The sequence below is a fragment of the Taklimakanibacter albus genome (assembly GCF_016595235.1).
Lineage (GTDB): Bacteria > Pseudomonadota > Alphaproteobacteria > Rhizobiales > Aestuariivirgaceae > Taklimakanibacter > Taklimakanibacter albus.
The window spans coordinates 646,886-673,420 of record NZ_JAENHL010000006.1 but is presented as its reverse complement, the minus strand read 5'-3'; the positions used below and the strand labels follow the sequence as shown (position 1 = coordinate 673,420).

The following is a 26,535-nucleotide window of genomic DNA, read 5'->3' as shown; positions in this document are numbered from 1 at the left end:
CCCCGCCGCGTGGCTAAACCACGAATCCGTAAGACGAATCAAGGGAATTGACGCCGTGCCCACAAGGCTTTCCTAGCCATCAAATGGGGCGCGACTTGGAAAGCCCGAAAATTCTCGGCCACTATGGCAAAAAAGCCACACCGGTAGATACCGGTGCGGCTTTTGCAATTGAGCCAGATTTGTCGGTTCTTAGAGCCGGTACAGGATCTGGTCGGTCCAGAAGCGCTCCAGGCGGGTCAACGCCTTGTTGATGCGTTCGAATTCCTCGACCGACAGGCCGACGACTTCCTCGACCGAATGGAGCTGGCGGTTATAGAGCTGGTCGACCCGCTCGCGGATCGCCTGGCCCCTGGGCGTCAGGCGGACCCTGACCGACCGCTTGTCCGAGTTCGAGCGCTCATGATTGACATAGCCCGCCTCGACCAGCTTCTTGAGGTTGTAGGAGACGTTCGAGCCCTGATAGTGCCCGCGCGTCTTGAGCTCGCCGGCGGTGAGCTCGGAATCGCCGATATTGAACAGTAAAAGCGCCTGGACCGGATTGACCTCGGGCGCGCCGGCACGCTCGAAATCGTCCTTGATGACGTCGAGCAGCCTGCGATGCAGGCGCTCGATCAAGGTAAGAGCCTCCAGATAGCGATGCTTGATCTGTTCACGTCCGGGTTCGACCCCAGCAGGGCGCACGCCCCCCACAGTTTGAGTACGCATTTTACCACCTCAGCCTTGTTAGCGGAGACGGCTTCTTTTGGCCGTTCTCCTTATGCGCGAGACTAGGCTTCGGCTCTTAAAATCGGATCAAAAAGGTGGGTAAATTTGTTCTTATATTTCGACGCTTTTGCCGCTTTGTCGATTAGAGTTGACGGAGTCTTGTTAAAGACTTTCCCTAGTCTTAACAGCCATTTGTACCCAGTCTTGGGGATTCTCTATTGGGTAAGGTAAACAGTCTTACCCTGATTGCGCGGGCGATTACAGTTCTCACCCGTCGCCCAGGCCGGTTTGCTCATGGCGGCGTCCTTCGCCGTCACATTTTCTGACGCAGGGACAGATTGCGCCGCAGGCTCGATGACGACCTTGGGCGGAGGGGGCGAAACCTGCTCGGCGGTCTTGAGGGCGGCATGGGACTGGTGCTGCTCACAGGCGAGCACCGGACTTGCGAAAGTGGCCACGGTGATGAGGGCCAGAAGAGGAAGCATGCTTTTCATGGGCAGAACTCCTTTCCGTTGTCCGAGACTAACGCAGAATGATGTGCTGGGAAACTCATTCCACCTTCACAACAGCGTGCATGTTCGGGTGCCGCTTGCAGAAATAGGTGAAGGTGCCAGGCGCCGCGAATGTGTGGGCGTAACTTCCGCCCTTGGTGAAGAAGCCTGAATCGAAGGCGTCCGACGGCTTGCCCGGCGCGCCCGCGGTCACCGAATGCTCGATCGCATCGCCATTGGTCCAGGTGACGGTGGTGCCCGGCTTGACGACGAGCTCCTTCGGCTTGAACTGAAACAGCTTGATGTCGACCTTGACCGCATCATCGGCGAATGCCGGCGCGATCGAGACGCCGCTGATCAACGCGGCGAGCGTAATTCTGACAAGCATGGAGAACTCCCGAAGCGGGCCGGAGCAACGCATGCCGCTCCGGTCATTTCACGTTTTCACTTGGCCGCGAATTTGTCGGGGAACTGGGCGGCGATCGCATCGGCCAAGGGATCGGCGATCATCTGCATGTGATGCGAGGCGGCGCGGATCTTCTCGAAGGCAAGCTTGTAGTCGCGCGCGGCCTGCGCATCGACCACGTCCTTCAAGCTCACGATGTGCATCTTCACCAGATCCGCAACAGCATCCTTGGGCAGCGCCGGCGTCGCCGAATTGAGGAAGGCGCCGAAATCGGAGGCGTATTGCAGAAGGTCCTGCACGGCCTTGTCCTGCTTCTTCTTCGAGCCCGTCGCCTTGCCGGTCGTATAGTCGACGAAGAAGCCGATATGCTTGCGCCACAAGGGCAGGAACGCATCACCCGCGTCCTTGCCGTAAACCGAACCAATGGCGCCCGCGATATCCTGCGAATTCATGTCGAGCGCGCCGGCGGCCGCCTCGAATTCCGATTTGCGCCCGCGCAACGCGGCCTGCGTGGCGGCCGCCGCAAGCGTCACATGCTCGGACAGAAGCTCGTTCAGCGCGAGGCGCAGATCAGCGGCCTTGCTCGGTGCGGCTTGCGCGGTGGCGATGAAAGAGAAATCCGAGCCGGTTATTCCCGTGACGGCGATGGCGGTACCGAGCGCCAATGCCGCGAAGGTCGATTTGAATCTCTTCATGATCCTCTCCTGATGATCCGGTGATGTGCTGTCGTTGCGCACATCGTCGATAACGGATCGCTCGGGAGCGGGGACGCAGAAACGCCGGTCACAAAGATGTGCGCGTGATGCGCGCAACCGGAATCGGTTTCATGCGTATGGCTTGAAAGCGGTGCGCGGAGCCCGTCCCCCCGGACGGACCCCGCGCTACTTCCCCGCTCTCCCCTTGGAGCTTCGTTATTTAGTAGCCGGCGAGCCTCGTGTATTCGGCCCGTACGATCTGGCGGCTTCTGGCGCCGCATTCCATGCGATCGGCTTCCGCCTCGGCACGCCTCACGGTGCGCACCACGGCGCGGCGGCCATAGGCGCTCAGCGCCGCGCGATGCTCGCGCACCACCGCGGCCCAGAAGGCCCGCACGTCGCGATGCGAGAGATACTCGCAGCGCCGCTCGACGAAATAGGCGAAAGCCTGCTGACCATATTCGGCAAGGCTCGCATTACGCGGTTTGGGCGCGGCGATCAGCCGACTGCGATCGGTCGCCACCGGCGCCTCGACGATCGTGTCCTCGTCCGCTTCTTCTGCAGGCTTGGCCGTCGCTGCCACGACCTGACGGGCGGCATCGAGCGTCGCCTTGACCTCATCCGATGTGTTGGCCGAACAGGCGGCGCTGCCACCCAGCGTCTTGCCGAGCGAGATCGCGGAGCGGGCCTCGCCCACCGATTGGCGGCTGGCGGCGGCGATTTCGGCGCGGGCGAGATAGCCGGAGAGTTCCTCGGCCTCGGGCGCCGGCAGGAAATGGCATTTGTTGTTGGCGGCGCTGCTCTTGGCGAGCTGGCGCAGGGCGTCGATCTGGCTCATCACGACTTCCGCTCGCGCCTGAGGCGCCGCGTCCCAGAGCGGGAGCGTCAATATTGGCAGGGAGATGAAGAGTTTCACGAACCGCAGCATCGTCCGATCTCGAAAAGGCCCCATTCAATTGCGACGGAAAGGCTAACGGGCATCGGTTAATTCGATTCAAAGACCAGGGGCAAGTTCGGGCATTGGTTAACGAATTTCACGGGCGGAAGAGCCTGGGCGGGATCGGTCTTATCCTGCTGACCGCAACTCTTGCCGTAACGACAGCCCACGCCAGTGCCCCTATCCCGCGCGCCAAGCCGGCGCCGCCCTCTGCGGAAACCTCGCTCGCCAATGCTCCAGTAGTGCCACTGCCACGCGCCAAGCCCGGCCGGGCCGGCAAGCCGGGCACGACCGCTATTCCCCGGAAGGCCTGGCCCCAGAGCACCGGCGCCTGGCCTAAAGCGGATGTCCTGGCCGCCCGGGCAGCCTGCGAGAAGATGCTGGCCGGACTGGATCTGATCTGGCGCCCCGACCAGCCGATCGGCGAGCCGGGCGGCTGCGGCACCCCCGCCCCCATCGCCATCGCCGAAGTGGCGCAGATCCGCATTGATCCGCCCGCCACCGTCAATTGCGACTTCGCCGTGGCGCTCAACGCCTGGTTCACCCAGTCGGTGCAGCCCGAGGCGAAGAAGCGGGTGGGTGCCAGCGTGATCGGGGTGCGCAATGCCTCCTCCTATGCCTGCCGGCGGCGCAATAATGCCAGCACCGGCAAGCTCTCCGAGCATGCGCGCGCCAATGCGCTCGACATCGCTGCCTTCGACTTCAGCAAATCGGCGCAGGTCACCGTCGCCGGCGGTGCCAGCGGCCTCCTGCAGAAGATCGGGCTGTCGGCCAAGGGCAATTTCATGAAGGCGCTGCGCAAGAGCGCCTGCAGCTACTTCAACACCGTGCTGGGTCCCGGCGCCGACCGCTATCACGGCGATCATTTCCATGTCGACCTGATGAAACTGCGTCCGGGCCGCTTCAAGATGTGCCGTTGAGGCCCACGCGAAACCTCTCTATTTTGCGCGCCACCATGTCCAACGCCCGTTTCCCCACCACCCGCCTGCGCCGCAACCGGCGCACCCCCTGGTCGCGCAAGCTCGTCGCCGAGAACACCCTCTCGCCCGCCGACTTCATCTGGCCGATCTTCGTGACCGAAGGCACCAAGGCACGTGTTCCGGTCCCCTCGATGCCCGGTGTCGAGCGGCTTTCGGTCGATCTCGCCGCCCAGGCCGCCAAAGAGGCCGCGGAGCTCGGCATCCCGGTCATCGCCCTCTTTCCCTATACCGACCCCTCCTTGCGCAGCGAAGACGGCGATGAGGCGCTCAATCCCGACAATCTCGTCTGCAAGGCGGTGCGCGCCATCAAGCAAGCGGTGCCGGAGATCGGCGTGCTGTGCGATGTCGCCCTCGACCCCTATACCAGCCACGGCCATGACGGGCTCTTGCGCAATGACACGATCGTCAATGATGCGACCGTCGAGGTCCTGTGCCGGCAATCGCTGGTCCAGGCTGAAGCGGGCTGCGATATCATCGCACCCTCCGACATGATGGATGGGCGCATCGGCGCCATCCGCGAGGCGCTCGATGCTCGCGGCTTCGCCCATGTGCAGATCATGGCCTACAGCGCCAAATACGCCTCGGGCTTCTATGGGCCCTTCCGCGATGCGGTGGGCTCGACGGGCGCGCTCAAGGGCGACAAGCGCACCTATCAGATGGACCCGGCCAATGGCGACGAAGCCCTGCGCGAGGCCGAGCTCGACATCGCCGAGGGCGCCGACATGATCATGGTCAAGCCCGGCATGCCCTATCTCGACATCGTCACGCGCATCAAGCAGACCTTCCGTGTACCGACTTTCGCCTATCAGGTGTCGGGCGAATATTCGATGATCATGGCGGCGTGCCAGAATGGCTGGCTCGATCCCGACAAGGTGATCCTGGAAAGCCTCATGGCCTTCAAACGCGCCGGCGCCGACGGCATCCTAACCTATTTCGCGCTCGACGCAGCGAAGCGGCTGAAGAATCTGTAGACTCCTGCATTGTTGACCGCGACCGCGGGCGGGAGGATACTCGGGGACATCCGGCACGGGTGCCCCTATGAAGCAGCAACCCGCTGTGCAGCGCCGTCTGATGGCGATCCTCGCCGCCGACATGGTCGGCTATAGCCGACTCATGGAACTCGACGAAGCGGGAACGTTGGCGCGGCTCAAGACCCACCGGCTGGAGCTCATCGATCCCGCCATTGCCAAGACGCATGGCCGGATCGTCAAAACCACTGGCGACGGCATGCTGGTCGAATTCGCTTCCGCCACCGATGCGGTCGAATGCGCGGTCGAGATCCAACGGCGGATGGCAAGGCGCAATTCCGATGTAGACGCCGAGCGGCAGATCCGCTTCCGCATCGGCGTCAATCTCGGCGACATCATCGTCGAGGAGGACGATGTGCTGGGCGACGGGGTCAATATCGCGGCGCGGCTGCAGGTGCTCGCCGAGCCGGGCGGTATCGCCGTCAGCCAGGCCGTCAGGGACGAGCTTGCGCACAAGCTCGATCTCACTTTCGAGGATCAGGGCGAGCAGCCGATGAAGAACATCTCGCGGCCGCTCCGGGTGTTCCATATCGCGCTCGACGAGACCCTGGTGCCGCCCCTACCCTTGCCCGCCCCGTTGGCGGGCGACGGCGGCGCCACGTCGATTGCCGTGCTGCCTTTCGCCAATATGAGCGGCGATCCCGACCAGGAGTTCTTCGCCGACGGGCTGACCGAGGACATCATCACCGCGCTCTCGCGCTTCCATGACCTGCTCGTCATCTCGCGCAACTCCACCTTCGTCTATAAGGGCAAGGCGGTGAATGTTCAGGAGGTGGCCAAGGCGTTCGGCGTGCAGTATGTGGTCGAAGGCAGCGTGCGCAAGATCGCCAACCGGGTGCGCATCACCGTGCAGCTCATCGACGCCCGCACCGACCGCCATGTCTGGGCCGAGCGTTATGACCGCGAGCTCACCGATATCTTCGCCATGCAGGACGAGGTCACCGCCTCGATCGTGGCCACGCTGTCGGGGCGGGTCGAGGCGGCGGCGACCGAGCGCGTGCAGCGCAGCCCGACGAGCAATATGCGCGCTTATGAATATCTGCTGGCGGCCAAGGTGCTGCATCACCGCTCGACCCTCGACGCCAATACGGAGGCGCAGAAGATGGTCGAGAAGGCACTCGCCCTCGATCCCAATTACGCCCATGCGCATGCCTGGCGCGGCTGCATCGTCGGCCAGTCCTGGATGTATAATTGGTGCCCCGACCGCGAGACGGCCTGGAACACGGTCGTCGCCGAGCTCGGGACCGCATTGAATCTCGACGACAATGACAGCGACGTGCACCGCATCCTGGCGGCGATCAGCCTCAATCGCGGCGAACACGAGGCGGCGCGCTATCATCAGGAGCGCGCCCTCGGTCTCAATCCCAACAATGACCTCATCGTCGTCCAGCAAGGTGAATATCTGACCTGGGCCGGAAAGCCCGAGGAAGGCATCGACTGGATCAGAAAGGCGATGCGGCTCAACCCGCACCATCCCGAGCGCTTCTGGAACCATCTCGGCCGCGCTTATTTCGCCGCCCGCCAATATGCCGAGGCCATCGAGGCCTTCCGCCATATCAGCAAGCCCGATCAGTTTCACCATGCCTTCCTTGCCGCAGCGGCGGCAATGACCGGCGATCCAGCGTCAGCCGAGCTGCACCGCCGCCAGACATTGGCCCTCAACCAGAACTTCACCGTCGCTGCTTATCTGGCGACCCTTCCCTATAAGCGCCCGGAGGATGCCGAGCATCACCGCGAGGCGCTGATCCGCGCCGGCTTGCCGCAATGAGGTCAATCTGCGCGGGTGAAGTTCATGATCCAATTGGTCTCCCAGTTCTGTCCCTCATCCCGGGAGAACGCCTGTTCCCAGCGCGGAGCGGTTTCGCTGGCAAGCCATAGATAGCGGACTTTCACCGGCACCCCGTCGTCGGTGTCGTCGGCATAGAATATGCCGCGCCCGCCCTTGAAGCGGCCATGCGCCGGTGGAAAGAACACGCGCCGCTGGCTGTCCATCCAATGCAGCGACCAGCTTCCGTCACTGGCATCGAAAGCCCCCAGATTGATGCCCGACAGAGACAGGGCCGGAATATCGATCTCATCGATATGCGCGGCACCACCGAGGAGCGCGCGGCAATCCGATGTGGCGGCGAAGGTCTCCCATTCATCCGATCCCACGAAGCGCTTCTTCAGACGCTCATTGACGACATTCCACCGGCCGATGAAGAAATCGAAATCACGTACACCATTCGCCTCGCCCATCGTCGCTCTCCCTTGCTGCGCACATGCGCAAGGCATAGCGCCCGCTCTTGCCAAGGGAGTGTCAGTTGTGACTAGCCAAGTGCAGCGTCATAGACGAGCTTCAGCGACACCAGGAAAAGCGCCCCGATCACCAGGCGGTAGAAGAGATCCTGCGGGAGGATGCGGGTGAGCTTGACGCCGACGAAGGTGGCGGCGATTGCGAAGGGAAACAGCGCCGCGACGGTCTTGAGATTGGCGAGCGAAAGCTGGCCCAGCGCCCAATAAGGCACGAGCTTCACCGCATTGACGACGGCGAAGAGGATCGTCGTGGTGCCGGCATAGATCATCTTGTCGAGGCGCTGCGGCAGCACATACATCTGATAGGGCGGTGCTCCGGCATGGCTGACGAAGCTGGTGAAGCCCGACACCGTGCCCCAGAACACGCCGCGCGGGACATCGGCCCGGTGCGGCGTGACCGCGTGACGACCGCGCAGCCAGTAGTTCAGGCAGAAGGAAAGGCCGATCACGCCGACCAGCAAGGTGACCAGCCGGTCGGAGACCAGGGACGCGGTGGCCCAGCCGATAGCGACGCCCAAAGTCGCCGCCGGGATGAGGATCATCAGGTTGCGGCGGTCGAATTCACGCCGATAGACCCACAGGCCGAAGACATCCGTCACCACGAAAATCGGCAGGAGCAAACCGGCGGCATGGACCGGCGAGGTCGCCAACGCCAGCACCGGCACGCCCAGCATGCCGACGACCGGCAAGCCGCCTTTCGAGGCGCCGACGAGAACGGCGGCCACCAAGGCCGCCGCATAGAAAAACAATCCGCCGTCGACCACGGGACTGGATCAGCGCTGCAGCCGGGCGATCAGGCTCGACGTGTCCCAGCGCTTGCCGCCCATCTTCTGGACGTCGGCATAGAACTGGTCGATGAGCGCCGTGATCGGCAAAGACGCGCCATTATTGTTCGCCTCGGCGAGACAGATGCCGAGGTCCTTGCGCATCCAGTCGACGGCAAAGCCGAAATCGAACTTGCCGGCGATCATCGTCTTGTGCCGGTTCTCCATCTGCCAGGAGCCGGCCGCCCCCTTGGAGATCACCTCGACCACCGCCTCCATATTGAGGCCGGCCTTCATGCCGAAATTAACCGCTTCCGAAAGCCCCTGGACGAGGCCGGCGATGCAGATCTGGTTGACCATCTTGGCGAGCTGGCCCGAACCCGTCGGTCCGAGCAGCCGGCACATGCGCGAATAATGGGCGATGAGCGGCGCCGCCTTGTCGAAATCGCCCTGCTCACCCCCGCACATCACGGTGAGCACGCCATTCTCCGCTCCCGCCTGGCCGCCCGAGACCGGCGCGTCGACGAAGCCCAGGCCCTTGGCCGAGGCGGCGGCATGGAGCTCGCGGGCGACGTCGGCCGAAGCCGTGGTGTGGTCGACGAAGACGGCGCCCTTCTTCATGGCCTGGAAGGCGCCATCAGGCCCGGTCGTCACCTGGCGCAGATCATCGTCATTGCCGACACAGGCGAAGACGAAATCGGCATCGCGGGCGGCTTCCGCGGGCGTCGGCGCGGTCTTGTCGCTGAACTGTGCCGCCCATTTCTCCGCCTTGGCGCCGGTGCGGTTATAGACCGTCACGGGAATGCCGGCCTTGCTCTTGAGGTGGCCGGCCATCGGATAGCCCATGACGCCCAAGCCGATCCAGGCTGCTCTTTGGCTCATTCTTACACTCCATGTCGCGGGTTGACGCCGGAACGGCGGATAGAGGTGGTGGCGAGCGCCGATAAATATTAGAAACGGGCGACAAAGACAAACGAGCAATGTGAGACGCAATGGCGGTGACATTCAAGGACATCGAGAACGCGCGGACCGTCCTCGCGGGCAATGTCGTGCGCACGCCGCTCATCAGGGCGGACAAGCTGTCCGACATCACCGGTGCCGACATCTATGTGAAGTTCGAGAATCTCCAGGTCACCAGCTCGTTCAAGGACCGCGGCGCCTATAATAAGATGTCGAGCCTGACCGATGCCGAAAGAGCGCGCGGCGTCATCGCCATGTCGGCCGGCAACCATGCCCAGGCGGTCGCCTATCACGCCAAGCGGCTCGGCATCCCGGCCACCATCGTGATGCCGGAGACGACACCCTCGACCAAAGTGGAGCGTACCCGCGCCCATGGTGCGCATGTGATCCTCTCCGGCGAAACGCTGGCCGAAAGCCAGGTGACCGCCGAGACGCTGGTCAAGGACAAGGGCTACCTCCTCATCCATCCCTATGACGACGACAAGGTCATCGCCGGGCAAGGCACCATCGCGATCGAGATGCTGGAGGACCAGCCCGATCTCGACGTCATGGTGGTTCCGATCGGCGGCGGCGGCATCATCGGGGGCACGGCGATCGCCGCCAAGCATATCAAGCCCGATGTCGAGATGCTGGGGGTCGAGGTGAAGCTCTACCCGTCGATGTATCATGCGCTGCGCGGGCAGCCGGCCAAATGCGGCGGCTCGACACTGGCCGAAGGCATCGCGGTCAAGAACGTCACCGAGCGCACCATCACCATCGCCAAGCAATATGTCGACGATGTGCGCCTCGTCGGCGAGAGCGATATCGAACGCGCCGTCATGGCCTATCTCACCCATCAGAAGACGCTGGCCGAAGGCGCGGGCGCTGCCGGGCTCGCCGCGGTGTTTGCCGATCCAGGACATTTCCGCGGCCGCAAGGTGGGGCTCATTCTGTGCGGCGGCAATATCGATCCGCGCATCCTCGCCTCCATCATCCTGCGCGAGCTCGAGCGCGAACACAGAATTGTGAACCTGCGCATCCAGATCGACGATCGGCCGGGAGTGCTCGGCCGCATCGCCACGCTCCTGGGCCAGCTCGGCGCCAATATCCTCGAAGTTTCGCACCGGCGCATGTTCCTCGACGTGCCGGCCAAGGGCGCCGAACTCGAGATCATGGTGGAAACCCGCGATGGTCCGCATGCCGATGAAATCGTGGCACGGATCGAGGCGGAGGGCTTTTCGACCCGGGTTCTCGACGCGCCGGGCGGACGCGAGACCGTCCGGCGGGGCTGACCCCTCCCCCGACATTCAGGCTTGTGCCGAACGGCAAGGGGGCGCAGATTTCCCCTGCTACCGCCTACTGATTCAGAAATGAACTTAAGGGGTAAAAATCATGGAAGGAATGGGCTGGATCATGTCCATCATTCTCGGCGCCCTCGCGGGATGGATCGCCGAGAAGGTGATGAAGTTCGATACGGGCCTCATCATGAACATCGTGCTCGGGATCGTCGGCGCGCTCGTCGGCAATTTCCTTCTCGGGCTCGTCGGCGTGGGCTTGGGGGGTTGGCTCGGCCAGTTGATCGTCGCGATCATCGGCGCCTGTGTCCTCATCTACGTATACCGGCTGATCAAGGCCAACCAGGGTTGATCTCCCTCTCTGGGGGGGCCCGGCGGGTACCCCCGGAGAGCCAAAACATGTCAAGCCTTGCTTCTGCCAAAAGCGGCGGCATGATAGGGGCATGAGCAAGAGTGCAGGACGGCCAGAGTGACGATCGAGCGGCGCAATTTTCCGCAGTTCTTCATTACCGCGCCGGCGCCGTGCCCTTATTTGGCCGGCCGCGTCGAACGTAAGGTCTTCACCCATCTGATCGGCACCGAAGCGCGCCAGCTCAACACCCAGTTGTCGCAAGCCGGGTTCCGGCGCAGCCAGAATATCGCCTATAGGCCGGCCTGCGACGGCTGCTCGGCCTGCGTGTCGGTGAGGGTCTGCGTCAAGGAATTCATCCCCACCGGGTCTTTCCGCAAGATCATCAAGGCCAATACCGATCTCACCGGCACGGTGAAGCCCGCCAAGGCGACGGCCGAGCAGTATTCCCTGTTCCGCGGCTATATCGACGAGCGCCATGCCGATGGCGGCATGGCCGACATGACGGCGCTCGATTTCGCCGCCATGGTGGATGACAGCTTCGTCGACACGCGGGTCGTCGAATACCGCTCATCGACCGACATCGGCGAAAACGCGCTGGTGGCCTGCGTCATCACCGACGTGCTGTCGGACGGGCTGTCGATGATCTACAGCTTCTATGAGCCGGATCTCGCCCATAGGAGCCTCGGAACCTATATGATACTCGATCACATCGAACGTACCCGGAAGCTCGGCCTGCCCTATCTTTATCTCGGCTACTGGGTTCAAGGATCGCGCAAGATGAGTTATAAAGCGCGCTTCCTCCCGCAGGAACGGCTGACCATGGATGGCTGGGTACGCCATAACTGACCGCGAGTGCAATCTTGAAGAGCCTTTACTTCCTGTTACGATTTTAGCCTGTAGTAGAATTACGCCAAGTGAGCGACCGGGATAGTGCATGCGACCGTCTCTTCCATCGCCCAGCGATGATCATCGCCGGGGCCTCTTGCTGACCGCCATCGGGGCGGTGCTGTTCACTTTCGACGTTCCGCTCATCCGGCTCGCAGCCTCCGACAAATGGACCCTGATGTTCTCCCGGGGCCTCCTGCTCTTTCTCGCCATGACCATCCTGTGGATGGTCTTCCAACGCGGCTGGCGCGGCAGCGTCTCCTATATCAGCGGCGGCGCCGGCATCATCGCCGCCATCTCGAGCACGCTCGCCAATCTCATGTTCCTGGCGGCAGTGACCGAAACCACCGCGGCCAATCTCGTTTTCATCATCGGCCTCAATCCGGTGATCTGCGCCGTGCTCGCCTGGATCGTGCTCAAGGAGCACGTGCCCTGGCAAACCTGGCTCGCCATCGCCCTGGCGCTCTCTGGCGTCGGCATCATCGGATGGAGCGGCCACAAGTCCGGCACCAGCACCGGCGACCTCCTGGCCTTCGGCGTCGCCTGTTGCATGGCTGTCACACTGACGGCGGCGCGCTGGAGCGGCAAGAACATCATGACCAGCCTCGCCATCGGGTCGCTCGCTTCCGCCTGCATCGCCGCCTTCTGGGCCACGCCCGCGGCGCTTCCCCCGATCAGCTGGGGTTGGCTCGCCATCAATGCGCTGATGGTCGTGCCGGTCGCCATGGCGCTGCTGATCATCGGACCGCGTTACCTGCCGGCGTCGGAAGTCGCGATGTTCTTCCTGCTCGAGCTGATCCTGACCCCGCTCTGGATGTGGCTCATCTTCGGTGAGACTCCGACGAAAGAAGCCTGCCTTGGCGGTGCGATCATCTTCTGCACATTGCTCGGCCACAGTATCTGGCGGCTGACGTCGGGCGCGCGCAGCCGCGTCGCCACCGCCGGCGCATGATGATCGTCACGTCAGGTGGAAGCCATCTGAAACGGCCGCGATCCGGGACAGCTTGACGGCAGAACCGTCAGATTTTACCAAAATTTTCATGACTCCTTGCACCGATTGATTAATCGGCCCGATATATTGCGTCGTGAAAGGGGAATCATGACAACCTGCCTGACCGATCCGCTCGGAGCCGCCCGTGTCGTCGTCCATATGTTGGATAAGGCGGAGGAATTCGGCCTCACCATCACCTGCTCCTCCGACTTCGACGACTTCATCGAGGTCCGGCAGAGCAAGCGCGGCACCGCGGTCTCGCCGATGTTCGACCCTTCCATCACTCAGCTCGACAATTCGCGCGCCTTCTGGATGATGGCGAAGCTCAACGGTACTGATGTTGTATCTCTGCAAGCCTTCCGGCTCGACATCGTCCATACCAATCTCGCCGAATGGGCGCTGGGCTGGATGGCCGGCCTCTATATCAAGCGGCAGGAGCTGGTGATGCCCTCCTCGATCGAGCCGCCCGAGCACTCCCGCTCACGCTTCCTCAAGGGCGGCCTCGTCTATCACGGCGAGGCGTGGATCGATAACAAAGCGATGAAGAAGCGCGAATGGTTCGATCACTTCCTCAAGCTCGGCATGCTGATCGCGCTGGTCAAATGGCATCCCGACGCCGTATGGGCGCTGACCAGCAAGGCGTTCGTGACCCATGGGCATGCGGCGCGCGGCGGCTATGCGTTACAGGAACGCGGCTTCCTCAAATGGCATGACGAATGGCAGCCGGCGGGTGCAGAGCCCACGGAATGGCTGATGCTGGCCGAGCGCACTCACCTCGAATTCATGATCGCCGAGGAAGCGTCTAAATTACCTTGATATCGACCGGGCCGATCTTGGAGACGACCACGACGCCCTTGCGGTTGCCGTCGAAGCGGTGCGGAAGGATGACGCGCTGATAAGGGCACCAGAAGACGGTCGAGTCGGGTGCCGACATGGCCGCGATGATATGGTCGTAATGCGGCCGGTCGGTGAGCACGACCTTACGATAGGCGGCGCTCACAACCTGGTCATAGGAATGACCGGTGAGACAGGGGAAGGACACCGGGTTCATGCCCCAGAGCCGTGCGATCTCGGATTTCTGCCCCACCCGCTCGACGCTGAATTTGCCCGAGGTCTCGTCGAGAATACAGTCGACGGCGAATTTCGGATTGACGGCGCCGTCATCGAGCGCGGTCTTGAGAAGATCCGGGATATTGGCGCGATGCGGATCGGCCTCGGTGACGAAAGTATGCCGGGTGAGATGGATGTCGCTCTTGCCGATGATGATATCGATGCGGTTGCGGGCCGCATTTACATCATTATACTTCTCGTCGAACCAGCCAGAGAGATAATAGCGCAGGTTGTAAGGGCCCGGATAAGTGTGCAGCCACTCCATGGCGAAATAGAGCGAGGCCCAGTTGGGCGAGAAAACCGACCATTCGATCTTGGTGCCGCGGGCTGAGCTTTCGATCTTGACGAAGCCCTGGCGGTCGAGAAGCTCGAATTCAGGCGTCTGCGCATGGGCGAGCATTTCCTGCGCGGCCAGAGGCTGGCCCCGATAGATCCAGGAAACTTCCGTCTCGGTCGCGCCTGTTGTGCGCATGCGGCGGCTACTCCAATCCCTTTTCGCGCCTTTTCCACTATGCCTTATAGCTGTAGTAAATACCCACGCTTTTCAAGCAACGGATTGAAGAATCCATTAATGGCTAGTCCTTGAGGAAATCTTAACCAAACTTGTTGGCCTTAGGGAAGCCCTTGGGCGGCAGCCTGCCGGCCTGGGCCCGTTCCCCGATCCATTCCTTGAGGTCGCTGACATTGAAGTTGCGGCCCGACGCATCCACCCAGGACAACCCTTCCTTCAGTTTGAAGCCGACAGCGTCGGACAGTCCGCCATCCTTGTATTTCTGCAGCCGGACGCCCTTTCCGCGTGACATTTCAGGGACTTCGGCGCGCTTGAAGATCAAAAGCTTGCGGTTCTCGCCGATCGTGGCGATGTGATCGGCATTGTCCTCGATAAAACGGCAGACCTGCGCCTCGACCGGCATCTTCACATTCATGACCTGCTTGCCCTTACGGGTATTGGCCAGGCATTCGTCCTCCGGCACGACGAAGCCAGAGCCATCGGTTGCCGCCAGCAACAGCTTGCGGCCTTCTTTGTGGACGAACAATGCGACGATGGTGTCGGTCGCCTCGAGATCGGCCATCAGACGCACCGGCTCGCCATGACCACGTCCGCCGGGCAATTTCGCCGCGTCCAAGGTGAAGAACTTCCCCGATGAGGAGAACAGCATGATGCTGTCGGTCGTCTCGCCCTTGACGACGAACTTGGCCGTATCGCCCTCCTTGTAGACGAGGCCGGACGTATCTTCGAGATGGCCCTTCATGGCCCGGATCCAGCCCTTGTCGGAGCAGACCACGGTGACAGGTTCCTTCTCGATCATCGCCTGCTCGAGGTCGAGATCGATCTCGGGCGCCTGCGCGAAATCGGTCCGGCGTTTGCCGAGCGGGGTCTTCTTGCCGTACTTCTCCTTGGTCTCCTTGATCTCGCCGGTGATGTGCTCCCATTGCGCATCCTCGGACTTGACGAGCTTCTTGAGGCCCGCCTCCTCCTTCTTGAGCGCGTCGTTCTCGCGGCGGATCTCGATTTCCTCGAGCTTGCGCAGAGCCCTGAGGCGCATATTGAGAATGGCTTCCGCCTGCGTGTCGGTGAGCGTGAAGCGCTTCATCAGGACGGCCTTCGGCTCGTCCTCGGTGCGGATGATGCGGATCACCTCGTCGAGATTGAGATAGGCGATGAGATAGCCGCCGAGGATCTCGAGCCTGCGGGCGATCTCGGCCAGGCGGAAGTTGGAGCGCCGGATCAGCACGTCCTTGCGGTGGTCGAGCCATTCGCGCAGCACATCGCGCAGCGACATGACCTTCGGCACCCGGCCATGCGAGAGCACGTTCATGTTGAGCGGAATGCGCGCCTCGAGCTCGGTGTTGCGGAACAGCTGCTCCATCAGGAGCTGCGGATCGACCGTGCGGCTCTTCGGCTCGAAGACGATGCGGATGTCCTCGGCCGATTCATCGCGCAGATCGGCCAGCAGCGGCAGCTTCTTCGCCGTGATCAGCTCGGCAATGCGCTCGATGAGCCTGCCCTTCTGCACCTGATAGGGAATTTCGGTGACGATGATCTGCCAACCGCCGCGGCCGATATCCTCCTGCGTCCAGCGGGCGCGCACGCGGAAGGCGCCGCGGCCGGTCTTATAGGCCTCGAGCATGGTCGGGCCGTCATCGACGATGATGCCGCCGGTCGGGAAGTCCGGCCCCGGCACGAATTTGACCAGCTTGTCGACGGTCGCGTTGGGGAATTTGATCAGATGCAGCGCGGCGTCGCAGAGCTCGGCGGCGTTGTGCGGCGGGATCGACGTCGCCATGCCGACCGCGATGCCGGAGGATCCGTTGGCGAGCAGATTGGGGAAGGCGCCCGGGAGCACGATCGGCTCGCGGTCCTCGCCATTATAGGTATCGCGGAAATCGACGGTGTCGTCGTCGATCCCCTCGAGCAGCGCCATGGCGACATCGGTGAGGCGCGCCTCGGTGTAACGATAGGCGGCGGCGAAGTCGCCGTCGATATTGCCGAAATTGCCCTGCCCTTCGATGAGCGGATAACGCACCGCGAAATCCTGGGCGAGACGCACCAGCGCGTCATAGACGGCCTGGTCGCCATGCGGATGGTATTTACCGATCACGTCGCCGACCACGCGGGCGCATTTCTTGAAGCCCGAGGCCGGGTCGAGCTTGAGCAGCCGCATCGCATAGAGCAGCCGGCGATGCACCGGTTTCAGGCCGTCGCGCACATCCGGCAGCGCCCGGTGCATGATGGTCGAAAGCGCATAGGCCAGATAGCGCTCTTCCAGCGCGTCGCGCAGATTGATGGCTTCAATGTCTTTCGGGCCTTGCGGCGGAGGGGCGTGTTTGCTCATGATTCGGACAGTATAGCAGAGGGTGGATGGCGGGATTCAGTATGGATTTCGGGGCCCTTTTACATCGGGCACTCAGTTGTGTTAAGATGTGTACATATAATCACAAGGCTTTCTCGATGACCGCAAGTACGACAATGACTATTCGGGTCAGCACAGAGGTCAAGCGAAAGCTGGACCGCTTGGCCAGCAATACGCGGCGCAGCAAGTCGTACCTAGCGGCAGAAGCGGTCTCCGCTTATGTCGACCGGGAACTCGAAATCATCGAAGGCATCAAACGCGGCTTGGCCGACGTCCAGGCAGGCCGTGTCGTCCCGCATGATGCCGCAATGACAGAGATCTACGACGCGATCAAGGCGGTCAAGAGCGGCCGGAAGTGACGCGGCCTGTCCAGTGGTCGCGCGCGGCGCTGGACGATTTCAAGGCACAAATCGCCTATATCGCGGCGGACAATCCGGCCGCCGCCACGCGCGTGGCGGATCGTATCCGCGATGTGGCGACGGCACTTGGGCATATGGCCACGGGACGACCGGGCGCATCGCCGGAACCTACGAAAAGCTTATTACGCGCCTGCCCTATGTCGTTGCCTACGCCGTCACGACACAAGCCGGGCATGAGACAATCTCGATCCTGCGGGTGATCCATACCTCGCGCGACTGGCCACCTGGCGAATGGCCAAAATGATCGAGTGAAGTTTACAACCGGTGCAAAAGTATGCGGCAGATGGGCTTTTTACCCCATTCGGCATCGGCGGCACGCCGGATCGCGGTGCGTAGCGTTTCGGTCACCGTGTCGTCGCTCGCCCGGCGCGGCCGCGGCATGCTTTCGAAGGCGGTTTCCGCCGCGTCGCGCAGCCGCTCCTCGAGACCGGCGGGCAGGCCGTCGGCGATGATCTCGATGTCGGAGACGAGCGAGCCCTTGCGGTCGACAACGAGGCTCGCCACCACGATGCCGACGAACGACAGCTTACGGCGGAACTTGGCCGGCCCCTCGACCACCGGCACGATGAGCTTGCCGTCGACATGCAGGCGGCCGGCGGGCGCCTCATCGACGATCTGCACGGGGCCTGGATAGAGGCGGATGAGATCGCCATTCTCGGCCATCACCGTCTCTTCGATGCCGGCCTCTTCGCCAAGCTCCAGATGGCGCAGCAAATGGCGCGGCTCGCCATGCATCGGGATCAAGGCGCGGGGCTTCAGCCAGCTATAGAGAAGCTTCAGTTCGTCCTGGCGTGGATGGCCCGAGGTGTGCACCAGGGCATCGTCCGAGGTGATGACGTCAATGCCGAGGCGGGCGAGATTGTTATGGACGGCGCTCACCGCCTTCTCATTGCCGGGAATGGTCTTGGAGGAGAAGACGACGAGATCGCCGTCATCGAGCGCGATCGCCGGATGGGTATCCTCGGCGATGCGGGCAATGGCGGCGCGGGGCTCGCCCTGGCTGCCGGTGCAGAGCAGCATGATCTTGTCGGGCGGCAGATAGCCGAAGGCCTCTTCATCGAGGAAGGCGCCGGCATCGCGCAGATAACCGCAGGTACGCGCCGCCTCGATCGTCTGGCGCATGGCGCGCCCGGCGATGACGACCTCGCGGCCGGCCTTGCGTGCTGCCGCCACGGCCGAGGAGATGCGCTCGACATGCGAGGCAAAAGTGGTGATGGCGATGCGGTTCTTGGCTTCCGAAACGATACGGTCGAGGGTTGCCGCCACCTCGGCCTCCGAGACCGAAAACCCTTCGCGGAAGACATTGGTCGAATCGCAGACCAGCGCGTCGACCCCCATTTCGCCGATCTCGCGGAAGCGCTTCTCGTCGAAATGCCCCCCCATCATGGGGGTGCGGTCGATCTTCCAGTCGCCGGAGTGAAGGACCCTGCCCTGCTTCGTCTCGATGAACAGCGCCGCCGGTTCCGGGATGGAATGGTTGACGCTGACCATTTCGACCGTGAAGGAGCCGACCTCGAAGCGCGAGCCCACCGGCTTGACATGCACCGGCACGTCCTCGTCGAGACCACGCTCTTTCAGTTTTCCGGCGAGGATCTGGGCGGCGAAGGGCGTGCAATAGACCGGGCATTTGAGCTGCGGCCACAGCCAGGCGACGGCGCCCAGATGGTCCTCATGGGCATGGGTGAGCACGAGGCCCGACAGGCGGCGGCGCTCGCCGATGATATAGCCGAGCTCGGGCAGCACGATATCGATGCCGGGCTCGGTCTCGTCGCCGAACTTCACGCCGAGATCGACCATCAGCCATTCGCGATCGTCGGCTGGCCCGATGCCGTAGCAATAACAGTTCATGCCGATCTCGCCGACACCGCCCAAGGGCAGCAGCACGAGATCGTTGCTGTGATCGAATTTCTTCTTTGCGTTCATGCGCGCCGGACCTGAACCTCGCCGGAATGAATGGATTTCAAGCTGCCGTCGGCGAGCGCCAGGATCATGGCGCCGTCCTCGCCCAGGCTCTCGAAGCGGCCGTGGATCTCGCTGTTGTTGACAGTGGCGGTGAATTCCTGGCCGAGCCCCGAGGCATCCTTGAGCCAGCTTTCGCGGATCGCGGCAAAACCCCGGCCTTCCTGCCACACCGACCGCCAATAGGACAGTGAGCCGTCCAGCACGTCGAGACCCTCGCGCGGCGTGACACTGACGCCATGACGGGCGAGCGCCGTCGCCGGATAGGGTGTGCCTTCAGGCGCATGGGCGAGATTGAGCCCCATGCCGATCGCCACGGTGATGCGCCCATCACTTGGCTGCGCTACCGTCTCGACCAGAATGCCGGACAGCTTGGCGCCGCCGAGTTGGACGTCATTCGGCCATTTGATCATGACCGGCGGCGCTTTTTTCGGCAGCAGTGCCAGCGCCGTGTCGCGGATGGCGAGCGCGGCCACGAAACCGACCTGGCTCGCGGTCAGCGCCGTACCCTGAAACGTGAAGACGAAGGTGGCATAGAGATTGCCGGGCTCGGACACCCAGTGGCGCCCGAGACGGCCGCGGCCCTGCGACTGGAGGTCGGCGACGATCCACAAAGGCCCCCGCTCGCCGTCAGCCGCCAGGCGATGAGCTTCCGCATTGGTCGAGTCGATCGCCTCGAATTGGAGGAGTCTGACCTTCAATCCCATCAGAACAGAGACGCTGCCGCCGCTTCGGCGAGCGCGCTCAAGGGCTGCGGGAACAGCACGAAGAAGATCACGAAGAGCCCGGAGAGCACGGCAACCGCCTTGACCTCCGTCACCATCGGCTCGAAGCGCTCGACCGGCTCGTCGAAATACATGAGCTTGATGATGCGGATGTAATAGACCGCACCCACCACGCTCGCCAGCACACCGATGACGGCGAGCGTGATCATGTTCGCCTTGATGGCGGCCATGAAGATGAAATACTTGGCGAAGAAGCCGGCGAGCGGCGGGATGCCGGCCAGCGAGAACATGAAGACGGCGAGGAAAAAGGCATGCAGCCCGTTGGTGCGGGCGAGGCCCGCCAGATCGCTGATATTCTCGACCTGGCCATCCTTGCGGCGCATCGCCAGGACGCAGGCGAAGGTGCCGAGGGTCATGATCAGATAGATCGTCATGTAGATGACGACGCTCTTCACGCCTTCCGGGCTGCCGGCGGCGAGGCCGATCAACGCATACCCCATATGGCCGATCGAGGAGTAAGCGAGCAGCCGCTTGATGTTGGTCTGGCCGATGGCGGCGAAGGCGCCGAGCAGCATGGAGGCGATCGAGATGAAGACCAGGATCTGCTGCCAGTCGGGCAGGATCGACGGGAACGGCGCCAGCATGGCGCGCACGAAGAGCGCCATGGCGGCGATCTTGGGGGCGGCCGCAAAGAAGGCGGCGACCGGCGTCGGGGCGCCTTCATAGACGTCGGGCGTCCACATATGGAACGGCACGGCCGAGACCTTGAACGCGAGGCCGGCGATGAGGAAGACCAGGCCGAAAGTCAGGCCGAGGCCCGGCTCGCCCGCCTTGATCGACTGGGCGATCTCGGCAAAGCCGACATGGCCGGTAAAGCCATAGATCAGCGAAGCGCCATAGAGCAGCATGCCGGAAGACAGAGCACCGAGGACGAAATATTTGAGGCCGGCCTCGGAGGACTTCGCCTTGTCGCGGTCGATGGCGGCGACGACATAAAGGGCGAGCGACTGCAGCTCGAGGCCCATATAAAGCGCGATCAGGCCGTTGGCCGAGATCATGATCATCATGCCGGTGGTGGCGAGCAGGATGAGGATGGGATATTCGAAACGCTCGATCTTCTCGGCCTTCATGAAATTGACCGAGAGCACGATGGCGACCGCCGAGCCGAACAGCGTCAGCACCTTCATGAAACGGGCGAAGGTGTCGATAACGAGCACACCGCCAAAGGCTTCCTGGCGCCCGCCTGCCCCGCCCAGCACCAAAGCCACGGTGATGCCGAGCACGATGATGGCGGCGATATTGACGATGTCGGCCGACTTGTCACGGAAGACGCCGAACATGAGCAGGGCCATGGCGGCAACCGCCAGGAAGATTTCCGGCAGTGCGGCGGCGCCCTGAATGTGATCGAGAAGTGACATCATGGTTTAAAGTCCCGCCGCCGTGATTGCGCCCGCCGCGGCAAGCGATTTGTTGACGCCCGCCATCAGGCTTTCGACCGAGGCGCCGAAGACATCGAGAATGGGCGATGGATAGACGCCGAAGAAGATGGTGAGCACGATCAGGGGCACCAGCGCCAGCGCCTCGCGCGGCGTCATGTCGGTGATATGCTTGAGGCTCGCCTTCTCGAGCTTGCCGAAGACGACGCGGCGATAGAGCCAGAGCGCGTAGCCCGCCGACAGGATGACGCCGGTGGTGGCGAAGAAGGCGACCCAGGTATTGTTCTGGAAGGCGCCCATGAGGGTCAGGAATTCCCCGACGAAGCCCGACGTGCCCGGCAGGCCGACATTGGCCATGGTGAAGACCATGAAGGTCAGCGCATAGAGCGGCATGCGGTTGACGAGGCCGCCATAGGCCTTGATCTCGCGGGTATGCATGCGGTCATAGACGACGCCCACGCACAGGAACAAGGCGCCCGACACGATGCCGTGCGAGATCATCTGGAACAAGGCGCCGTCGATGCCCTGACGGTTCAGCGTGAAGATGCCCATCGTGACGAAGCCCATATGGGCGACCGACGAATAGGCGATGAGCTTCTTCATGTCCTCCTGCATCATGGCCACGAGCGACGTGTAGACGATGGCGACGACCGAGAGGGTGAAGACGAATGGCGCGAAGAGATCGGAGGCGATCGGGAACATCGGCACCGAGAAGCGCAGGAAGCCGTAGCCGCCCATCTTGAGCAGGATCGCCGCCAGAATGACGGAGCCGGCGGTGGGCGCTTCCACATGCGCGTCCGGCAGCCAGGTATGGACCGGCCACATCGGCATCTTCACCGCGAAGGAGGCGAAGAAAGCGAGCCACAGCCAAGTCTGCATGCCGGCCGGGAAGTTCGGGTTCTTGTAGAGAACCGCGATGTCGGTGGTGCCCGAATACCAATACATGGCGATGATGGCGAGCAGCATCAGCACCGAGCCGAGCAGCGTGTAGAGGAAGAACTTGAAGCTCGCATAGACGCGGCGCGGGCCGCCCCACACGCCGATGATCAGGAACATCGGAATGAGGCCGCCTTCGAAGAACAGGTAGAAGAGAACCATGTCGAGGGCGCAGAAAACGCCGATCATCAAGGTCTCGAGCACCAGGAAGGCGATGAGATATTCGCGCAGGCGCTTGTCCACCTGCCAGCTCGCCAGGATGCAGATCGGCATCAGGAAGGTGGTCAGGATGACGAACAGCATCGAAATGCCGTCGACACCCATGTGATAGGACGCGGTATCGCCGAGCCAGGACAGTTTCTCGACGAACTGGAAGTCGGGATTGGCCGTGTCGAAATAGTGCCAGATCAGGAGCGACAGGACGAAGGTGACGATCGTCGTCCACAGAGCGGCCCAGCGCATGTTGCGCAAGGCCACCGCATCGTTGCCGCGAATGGCGAGAACGAAGGCGGCGCCGACGAGCGGCAGGAAGGTGACAACGGAGAGGATCGGCCAGCCGGACATCAATGGACGCTCCCAAACATGAACCATGTCACGAGGGCGGCGACACCAATCAGCATGGCAAAAGCATAATGGAATAGATAGCCGGTCTGCAGCCGGACAACTCTCTGGGTGACGTCGACCACCCTGGCCGACACGCCATCGGGACCGAAGCCGTCGATGAACCAGCCGTCACCACGCTTCCACAGGAAGCGCCCCAGCCACTTGGCCGGATTGACGAAGATGAAGTCGTAGAGCTCGTCGAAATACCACTTGTTGAGCAGGAACTGGTAGAGCGGCCAATGCTGCTGGGCGAGCTTGCCCGGCAGATCGGGACGGCGGATGTAGAACTGGTAGGCGAGCGCGAAGCCCAGCACCATCGCGACGAAGGGCGACCACTTCACCCAGGCGGGGACGTGATGCATCTCTTCGACGATCTTGTTCTCAGATCCGCGGAAGATCGCACTTGCCCAGAACTGCACCTCGTCATGGCCGATGAAGTAAGGCGCGAAGACGATGCCGGCGAGGAGCGCGCCGATAGCCAGCAGATAAAGCGGCACCAGCATGACCTGGGGCGATTCATGCACATGGCTCATCACGTCCTCAGAAGCGCGCGGCTTGCCGTTGAAGGTCATGAAGGCCAGGCGCCAGGAATAGAACGAGGTGCAGAAAGCGGCGATGATGAGGAGCACGAAGGCGAAGCTCGCGGCGCCGGCATGCGAGACGAATGCCGACTCGATGACCGCGTCCTTGGAGAAATAGCCGGCCGTATAGGGGAAGCCGGTAAGCGCCAAAGTACCGATCAGCATCAACACCCAGGTGACGCGGATATGCGGGGCGAGACCGCCCATCTTGCGCATGTCCTGCTCGCCCGACATTGCGTGGATGACCGAACCCGAGCCCAGGAACAAGAGCGCCTTGAAGAAGGCGTGGGTGAAGAGATGGAAGATGGCGACGCCATAGGCCCCTACCCCCAGCGCCACGAACATGTAGCCCAGCTGCGAGCAGGTCGAATAGGCGATGACGCGCTTGATGTCGTTCTGGACGAGGCCCACGGTCGCCGCGAAGAAAGCGGTGATGGCGCCGACGACGATCACCACTTCGCGGGCATGCGGCGCCAGCTCGAACAGCGGCGACATGCGCGCCACCAGGAAGACGCCGGCGGTGACCATCGTCGCGGCATGGATCAAGGCCGAGACCGGGGTCGGACCTTCCATGGCGTCGGGCAGCCAGGTGTGCAGCAGGAACTGCGCCGACTTGCCCATGGCGCCCATGAACAACAGGAGGCACATGAGCGTCAGCGCGTCGACCTGCCAGCTCAGGAACTGCATGGTCTTGCCGACCTGGGCGCCGGCCTGCGAGAAGATCGTGTCGAACTCGATCGAGCCGAAGGCGACGAAGACGGCGAAGATGCCGAGCGCGAAACCGAAGTCGCCGACGCGGTTGACGATGAAAGCCTTGATCGCCGCGGCATTGGCCGAGGGCTTCTGATACCAGAAGCCGATCAGCAGGTAGGACGCGAGACCGACGCCTTCCCAGCCGAAGAACATCTGCAGGAGGTTGTCGGAGGTCACCAGCATCAGCATCGCGAAAGTGAACAGCGACAGATAGGCGAAGAACCGCGGCTGATGCGGATCGTGGCTCATATAGCCGATCGAATAGATATGGACGAGCGACGAGACGGTGTTGACCACCACCAGCATCACGGCGGTGAGCGTGTCGATACGGAAGGCCCAGTCGGCCGTGAGGGCGCCCGAGCTCACCCAGCGCAGCACCTCGACTTTGACCGGCGTTGCCTCATGCATGAACTGCCAGAAGGCGACCCAGGAGAGCACCGCCGAGATGACCAGGAAGCCGGACGTCAGATAAGCGGCCCAAGGTGTGGGATAAGCATGATGCGCATGGTCGTCGTCATGGCCGTGATCGTCATGATCGCCGCCGCCATGCGCGCCATGGCCGTGATCGTCGCCATGGCCGTGACCATGACCGGCATCGATCGTCTTGCCCATCATGCGGAAGGCGTTGGTGCCAAGAAGGCCCGCCAGGATGGCGCCGATCAAAGGGAGGAATACGATGAGCTGATACATGGTGTGGCGTCAGCCCTTCATGAGATTGATGTCCTCAACCGCGATGGTGCCGCGGTTGCGGAAATAGACGACGAGGATGGCGAGGCCGATCGCGGCTTCCGCCGCGGCGACGGTGAGCACGAACAGCGCAAAAACCTGGCCCATGAGATCGTTCAGATAGGCCGAGAAGGCAACGAAGTTGATGTTGACCGCCAGCAGCATGAGCTCGACCGACATCAGGATGATGATGACGTTCTTGCGATTGAGGAAAATGCCGAACACGCCGATGGTGAAGAGGATGGCGGCGACGGTGAGGAAATGTCCAAGCGTGATGGTCATTGTCAGATCCCCTGCCCCGGCTTGACCTGGCGGACTTCGATAGCGGTCGCGGGGTTGCGCGCTACCTGGTCGGCGATGTTCTGGCGCTTGACGCCCTGCTTGTGGCGCAGTGTCAGCACGATGGCGCCGATCATCGCGACGAGAAGCACGAGGCCGGCGACCTGGAAGTAGAAGAAGTTCTTCGTATAGAGGATGAGGCCGAGCGCCTCGGTATTGGTCGTCTTGCCGCCGGCGAGGATCGGCTCGGAGACCGCGCCCGCTCCCGACGAGAAATGCCACGAGCCCAGCACCAGGATGAGCTCGACCAGCAGGATCACGCCGATGGCGCCGCCGATCGGCAGATAGCTCAGCATGCCGCGGCGCAGCTCGGTGAAGTCGACATCGAGCATCATCACGACGAAGAGGAACAGCACCGCGACGGCGCCGACATAGACGACGACCAGGATCAGCGCCAGGAACTCGGCGCCCGCCAGGATGAACAGTCCCGCCGCATTGAAGAAGGTCAGGATCAGGAACAGCACCGAATGGACGGGATTGCGCGATGAAATGACCATCACCGCGGAGGCGCAGGCCACCACGGAGAACAGATAGAAGAACAAGCTCGCGACCGTCATAGTCCCCTCAAATCCTCAGCTCGCCGCCCTTAACGATAGGGTGCGTCGAGCGCAATGTTCCTGGCGAGTTCGCGTTCCCAGCGATCGCCATTGGCCAGAAGCTTCTCCTTGTTGAAGAGCAGCTCCTCGCGCGTTTCAGTGGCAAATTCGAAATTCGGCCCCTCGACGATGGCGTCGACGGGGCACGCTTCCTGGCAGAAGCCGCAATAGATGCACTTCACCATGTCGATGTCGTAGCGGGTCGTGCGGCGCGTGCCGTCATTGCGACGCGGCCCCGCCTCGATGGTGATGGCCTGGGCCGGGCAGATCGCCTCGCACAATTTGCAGGCGATGCAGCGTTCCTCGCCATTGGGATAGCGGCGCAGCGCATGCTCGCCCCGGAAGCGCGGCGACACCGGCCCCTTCTCGAAGGGATAGTTCACCGTCGCCTTGGGCGCAAAGAAGTAGCGCATCGCCATGATGGTGGCGGATACGAATTCGCGCAGGAACAGCGCGCGACCTGCTTGAGCCAGTCTCATGACATCACCAATTCAACGCCAGGCCGCCGAGCAGAAAACCCAGCGCCGGCAAAAACAGCAAGCTCACCAGATAGACGATGCGGGTGAGCCGAGCGGGATCCTTTCCCTGCGTGGCGGTCGCCTTCGCCTTTTCGTATTTGGCGCTCAGCAGCGGATAGACGAAGCGCTTGAAGAAGGCGAGCCCGAGCATGCCCAGCGCCAGGAAGATCAGGACGCCCAAAATATTGCCGAAGGAAAAGATCATGGTCCTTGATC

The 26,535-nt window shown here is 62.5% G+C and carries 29 protein-coding genes; 10 read left to right on the top strand and 19 right to left on the bottom strand.

Features of this window, described 5'->3' with window-relative positions; all coding sequences use genetic code 11:
• Nucleotides 1-189: 189 nt before the first annotated feature.
• The 5 genes from ldtR to JHL16_RS07815 form a co-directional block, all read right to left on the bottom strand.
• On the bottom strand, nt 190-705 hold the full coding sequence (gene ldtR, locus JHL16_RS07835) for a transcriptional regulator LdtR (protein ID WP_137855229.1): 516 nt from the start codon (nt 703-705) through the stop codon (nt 190-192).
• Nucleotides 706-920: 215 nt separating this feature from the next.
• On the bottom strand, nt 921-1,199 hold the full coding sequence (locus tag JHL16_RS07830) for a hypothetical protein (RefSeq protein ID WP_200184306.1): 279 nt from the start codon (nt 1,197-1,199) through the stop codon (nt 921-923).
• Between the two features lie 55 nt (nt 1,200-1,254).
• A complete protein-coding gene (locus JHL16_RS07825) occupies nt 1,255-1,584 on the bottom strand; it encodes a cupredoxin domain-containing protein (protein WP_200184305.1) in 330 nt (109 codons plus the stop codon).
• 56 nt (nt 1,585-1,640) lie between these two features.
• Complete coding sequence (locus JHL16_RS07820) at nt 1,641-2,297, bottom strand: hypothetical protein (RefSeq protein WP_200184304.1); 657 nt, start codon at nt 2,295-2,297, stop codon at nt 1,641-1,643.
• Between the two features lie 220 nt (nt 2,298-2,517).
• Nucleotides 2,518-3,135: a hypothetical protein gene (locus JHL16_RS07815; protein WP_200184303.1), complete on the bottom strand. Its 618-nt coding sequence runs from the start codon at nt 3,133-3,135 to the stop codon at nt 2,518-2,520.
• 341 nt (nt 3,136-3,476) lie between these two features.
• On the opposite strand from JHL16_RS07815, the gene JHL16_RS07810 reads away from it, so the two are divergent.
• From JHL16_RS07810 to JHL16_RS07800, 3 genes are all read left to right on the top strand, one after another.
• The gene (locus JHL16_RS07810) at nt 3,477-4,154 is read left to right on the top strand and encodes an extensin family protein (RefSeq protein WP_200184302.1); all 678 of its coding nucleotides are present in this window, start codon (nt 3,477-3,479) and stop codon (nt 4,152-4,154) included.
• A 35-nt stretch (nt 4,155-4,189) separates the two neighbouring features.
• Entirely contained in the window at nt 4,190-5,185 is a 996-nt protein-coding gene (gene hemB / locus JHL16_RS07805) for a porphobilinogen synthase (RefSeq protein ID WP_200184301.1), read from the top strand.
• 85 nt (nt 5,186-5,270) lie between these two features.
• Complete coding sequence (locus tag JHL16_RS07800; protein WP_200184972.1) at nt 5,271-7,010, top strand: adenylate/guanylate cyclase domain-containing protein; 1,740 nt, start codon at nt 5,271-5,273, stop codon at nt 7,008-7,010.
• Nucleotides 7,011-7,012: 2 nt separating this feature from the next.
• On the opposite strand, the gene JHL16_RS07795 is transcribed toward JHL16_RS07800, so the two are convergent.
• From JHL16_RS07795 to JHL16_RS07785, 3 genes are all read right to left on the bottom strand, one after another.
• On the bottom strand, nt 7,013-7,480 hold the full coding sequence (locus JHL16_RS07795; protein ID WP_200184300.1) for a hypothetical protein: 468 nt from the start codon (nt 7,478-7,480) through the stop codon (nt 7,013-7,015).
• 71 nt (nt 7,481-7,551) lie between these two features.
• Nucleotides 7,552-8,301 carry a TSUP family transporter gene (locus JHL16_RS07790; protein ID WP_200184299.1) on the bottom strand — a complete coding sequence of 250 codons (750 nt, stop codon included), beginning with the start codon at nt 8,299-8,301 and terminating at the stop codon, nt 7,552-7,554.
• Nucleotides 8,302-8,310: 9 nt separating this feature from the next.
• Nucleotides 8,311-9,183, bottom strand: a complete 873-nt coding sequence (locus JHL16_RS07785) for an NAD(P)-dependent oxidoreductase (RefSeq protein WP_200184298.1) — start codon at nt 9,181-9,183, stop codon at nt 8,311-8,313.
• Between the two features lie 110 nt (nt 9,184-9,293).
• Between JHL16_RS07785 and JHL16_RS07780 the strand changes: the two genes are divergently transcribed.
• The 5 genes from JHL16_RS07780 to JHL16_RS07760 all read left to right on the top strand — a co-directional run bounded on the left by JHL16_RS07780 (nt 9,294) and on the right by JHL16_RS07760 (nt 13,579).
• Nucleotides 9,294-10,532, top strand: coding sequence for a threonine ammonia-lyase (locus JHL16_RS07780; RefSeq protein WP_200184297.1), 1,239 nt, complete (start codon nt 9,294-9,296; stop codon nt 10,530-10,532).
• 121 nt (nt 10,533-10,653) lie between these two features.
• Complete coding sequence (locus JHL16_RS07775; RefSeq protein ID WP_420884522.1) at nt 10,654-10,887, top strand: GlsB/YeaQ/YmgE family stress response membrane protein; 234 nt, start codon at nt 10,654-10,656, stop codon at nt 10,885-10,887.
• Nucleotides 10,888-11,004: 117 nt separating this feature from the next.
• Nucleotides 11,005-11,733 carry an arginyltransferase gene (locus tag JHL16_RS07770; RefSeq protein WP_137855241.1) on the top strand — a complete coding sequence of 243 codons (729 nt, stop codon included), beginning with the start codon at nt 11,005-11,007 and terminating at the stop codon, nt 11,731-11,733.
• Nucleotides 11,734-11,821: 88 nt separating this feature from the next.
• On the top strand, nt 11,822-12,724 hold the full coding sequence (locus JHL16_RS07765) for a DMT family transporter (RefSeq protein WP_200184295.1): 903 nt from the start codon (nt 11,822-11,824) through the stop codon (nt 12,722-12,724).
• Nucleotides 12,725-12,871: 147 nt separating this feature from the next.
• Nucleotides 12,872-13,579, top strand: a complete 708-nt coding sequence (locus JHL16_RS07760; RefSeq protein WP_137855243.1) for a hypothetical protein — start codon at nt 12,872-12,874, stop codon at nt 13,577-13,579.
• On the opposite strand, the gene JHL16_RS07755 is transcribed toward JHL16_RS07760, so the two are convergent.
• Nucleotides 13,566-14,345, bottom strand: coding sequence for a hypothetical protein (locus tag JHL16_RS07755; protein ID WP_200184294.1), 780 nt, complete (start codon nt 14,343-14,345; stop codon nt 13,566-13,568). The two genes, JHL16_RS07760 and JHL16_RS07755, sit on opposite strands and share 14 nt — an antisense overlap.
• 121 nt (nt 14,346-14,466) lie before the next feature.
• Nucleotides 14,467-16,710: a DNA topoisomerase IV subunit A gene (parC, locus tag JHL16_RS07750; RefSeq protein ID WP_200184293.1), complete on the bottom strand. Its 2,244-nt coding sequence runs from the start codon at nt 16,708-16,710 to the stop codon at nt 14,467-14,469.
• A gap of 116 nt (nt 16,711-16,826) precedes the next feature.
• On the opposite strand from parC, the gene JHL16_RS07745 reads away from it, so the two are divergent.
• Nucleotides 16,827-17,087, top strand: a complete 261-nt coding sequence (locus JHL16_RS07745) for a CopG family ribbon-helix-helix protein (protein WP_200184292.1) — start codon at nt 16,827-16,829, stop codon at nt 17,085-17,087.
• Nucleotides 17,084-17,347 (top strand): type II toxin-antitoxin system RelE/ParE family toxin, encoded by a 264-nt coding sequence (locus tag JHL16_RS07740; RefSeq protein WP_478140737.1) that lies wholly within the window; start codon nt 17,084-17,086, stop codon nt 17,345-17,347. Before JHL16_RS07745 ends, JHL16_RS07740 begins: the two co-directional genes overlap by 4 nt.
• Nucleotides 17,348-17,402: 55 nt before the next feature.
• Here the strand turns inward: JHL16_RS07740 and JHL16_RS07735 are convergent, their stop codons facing one another.
• The 9 genes from JHL16_RS07735 to JHL16_RS07695 are packed head-to-tail and all read right to left on the bottom strand — an operon-like array spanning nt 17,403 to nt 26,524.
• The gene (locus JHL16_RS07735; RefSeq protein WP_200184291.1) at nt 17,403-19,070 is read right to left on the bottom strand and encodes a ribonuclease J; all 1,668 of its coding nucleotides are present in this window, start codon (nt 19,068-19,070) and stop codon (nt 17,403-17,405) included.
• Entirely contained in the window at nt 19,067-19,813 is a 747-nt protein-coding gene (locus tag JHL16_RS07730; RefSeq protein WP_200184290.1) for a biotin--[acetyl-CoA-carboxylase] ligase, read from the bottom strand. The genes JHL16_RS07735 and JHL16_RS07730 overlap by 4 nt, the downstream gene beginning before the upstream one ends.
• On the bottom strand, nt 19,813-21,249 hold the full coding sequence (gene nuoN / locus JHL16_RS07725; RefSeq protein ID WP_200184971.1) for an NADH-quinone oxidoreductase subunit NuoN: 1,437 nt from the start codon (nt 21,247-21,249) through the stop codon (nt 19,813-19,815). The genes JHL16_RS07730 and nuoN overlap by 1 nt, the downstream gene beginning before the upstream one ends.
• Before the next feature lie 6 nt (nt 21,250-21,255).
• Entirely contained in the window at nt 21,256-22,767 is a 1,512-nt protein-coding gene (locus JHL16_RS07720; protein WP_200184289.1) for an NADH-quinone oxidoreductase subunit M, read from the bottom strand.
• On the bottom strand, nt 22,767-24,830 hold the full coding sequence (gene nuoL / locus JHL16_RS07715) for an NADH-quinone oxidoreductase subunit L (protein WP_200184288.1): 2,064 nt from the start codon (nt 24,828-24,830) through the stop codon (nt 22,767-22,769). Before nuoL ends, JHL16_RS07720 begins: the two co-directional genes overlap by 1 nt.
• Before the next feature lie 9 nt (nt 24,831-24,839).
• On the bottom strand, nt 24,840-25,148 hold the full coding sequence (gene nuoK / locus JHL16_RS07710; RefSeq protein WP_200184287.1) for an NADH-quinone oxidoreductase subunit NuoK: 309 nt from the start codon (nt 25,146-25,148) through the stop codon (nt 24,840-24,842).
• Nucleotides 25,149-25,150: 2 nt separating this feature from the next.
• Nucleotides 25,151-25,762, bottom strand: a complete 612-nt coding sequence (locus JHL16_RS07705) for an NADH-quinone oxidoreductase subunit J (protein ID WP_200184286.1) — start codon at nt 25,760-25,762, stop codon at nt 25,151-25,153.
• A gap of 29 nt (nt 25,763-25,791) precedes the next feature.
• Nucleotides 25,792-26,280, bottom strand: a complete 489-nt coding sequence (gene nuoI, locus JHL16_RS07700) for an NADH-quinone oxidoreductase subunit NuoI (RefSeq protein ID WP_137855252.1) — start codon at nt 26,278-26,280, stop codon at nt 25,792-25,794.
• A gap of 4 nt (nt 26,281-26,284) precedes the next feature.
• Nucleotides 26,285-26,524 carry a hypothetical protein gene (locus JHL16_RS07695; RefSeq protein WP_200184285.1) on the bottom strand — a complete coding sequence of 80 codons (240 nt, stop codon included), beginning with the start codon at nt 26,522-26,524 and terminating at the stop codon, nt 26,285-26,287.
• Nucleotides 26,525-26,535: the final 11 nt, after the last annotated feature.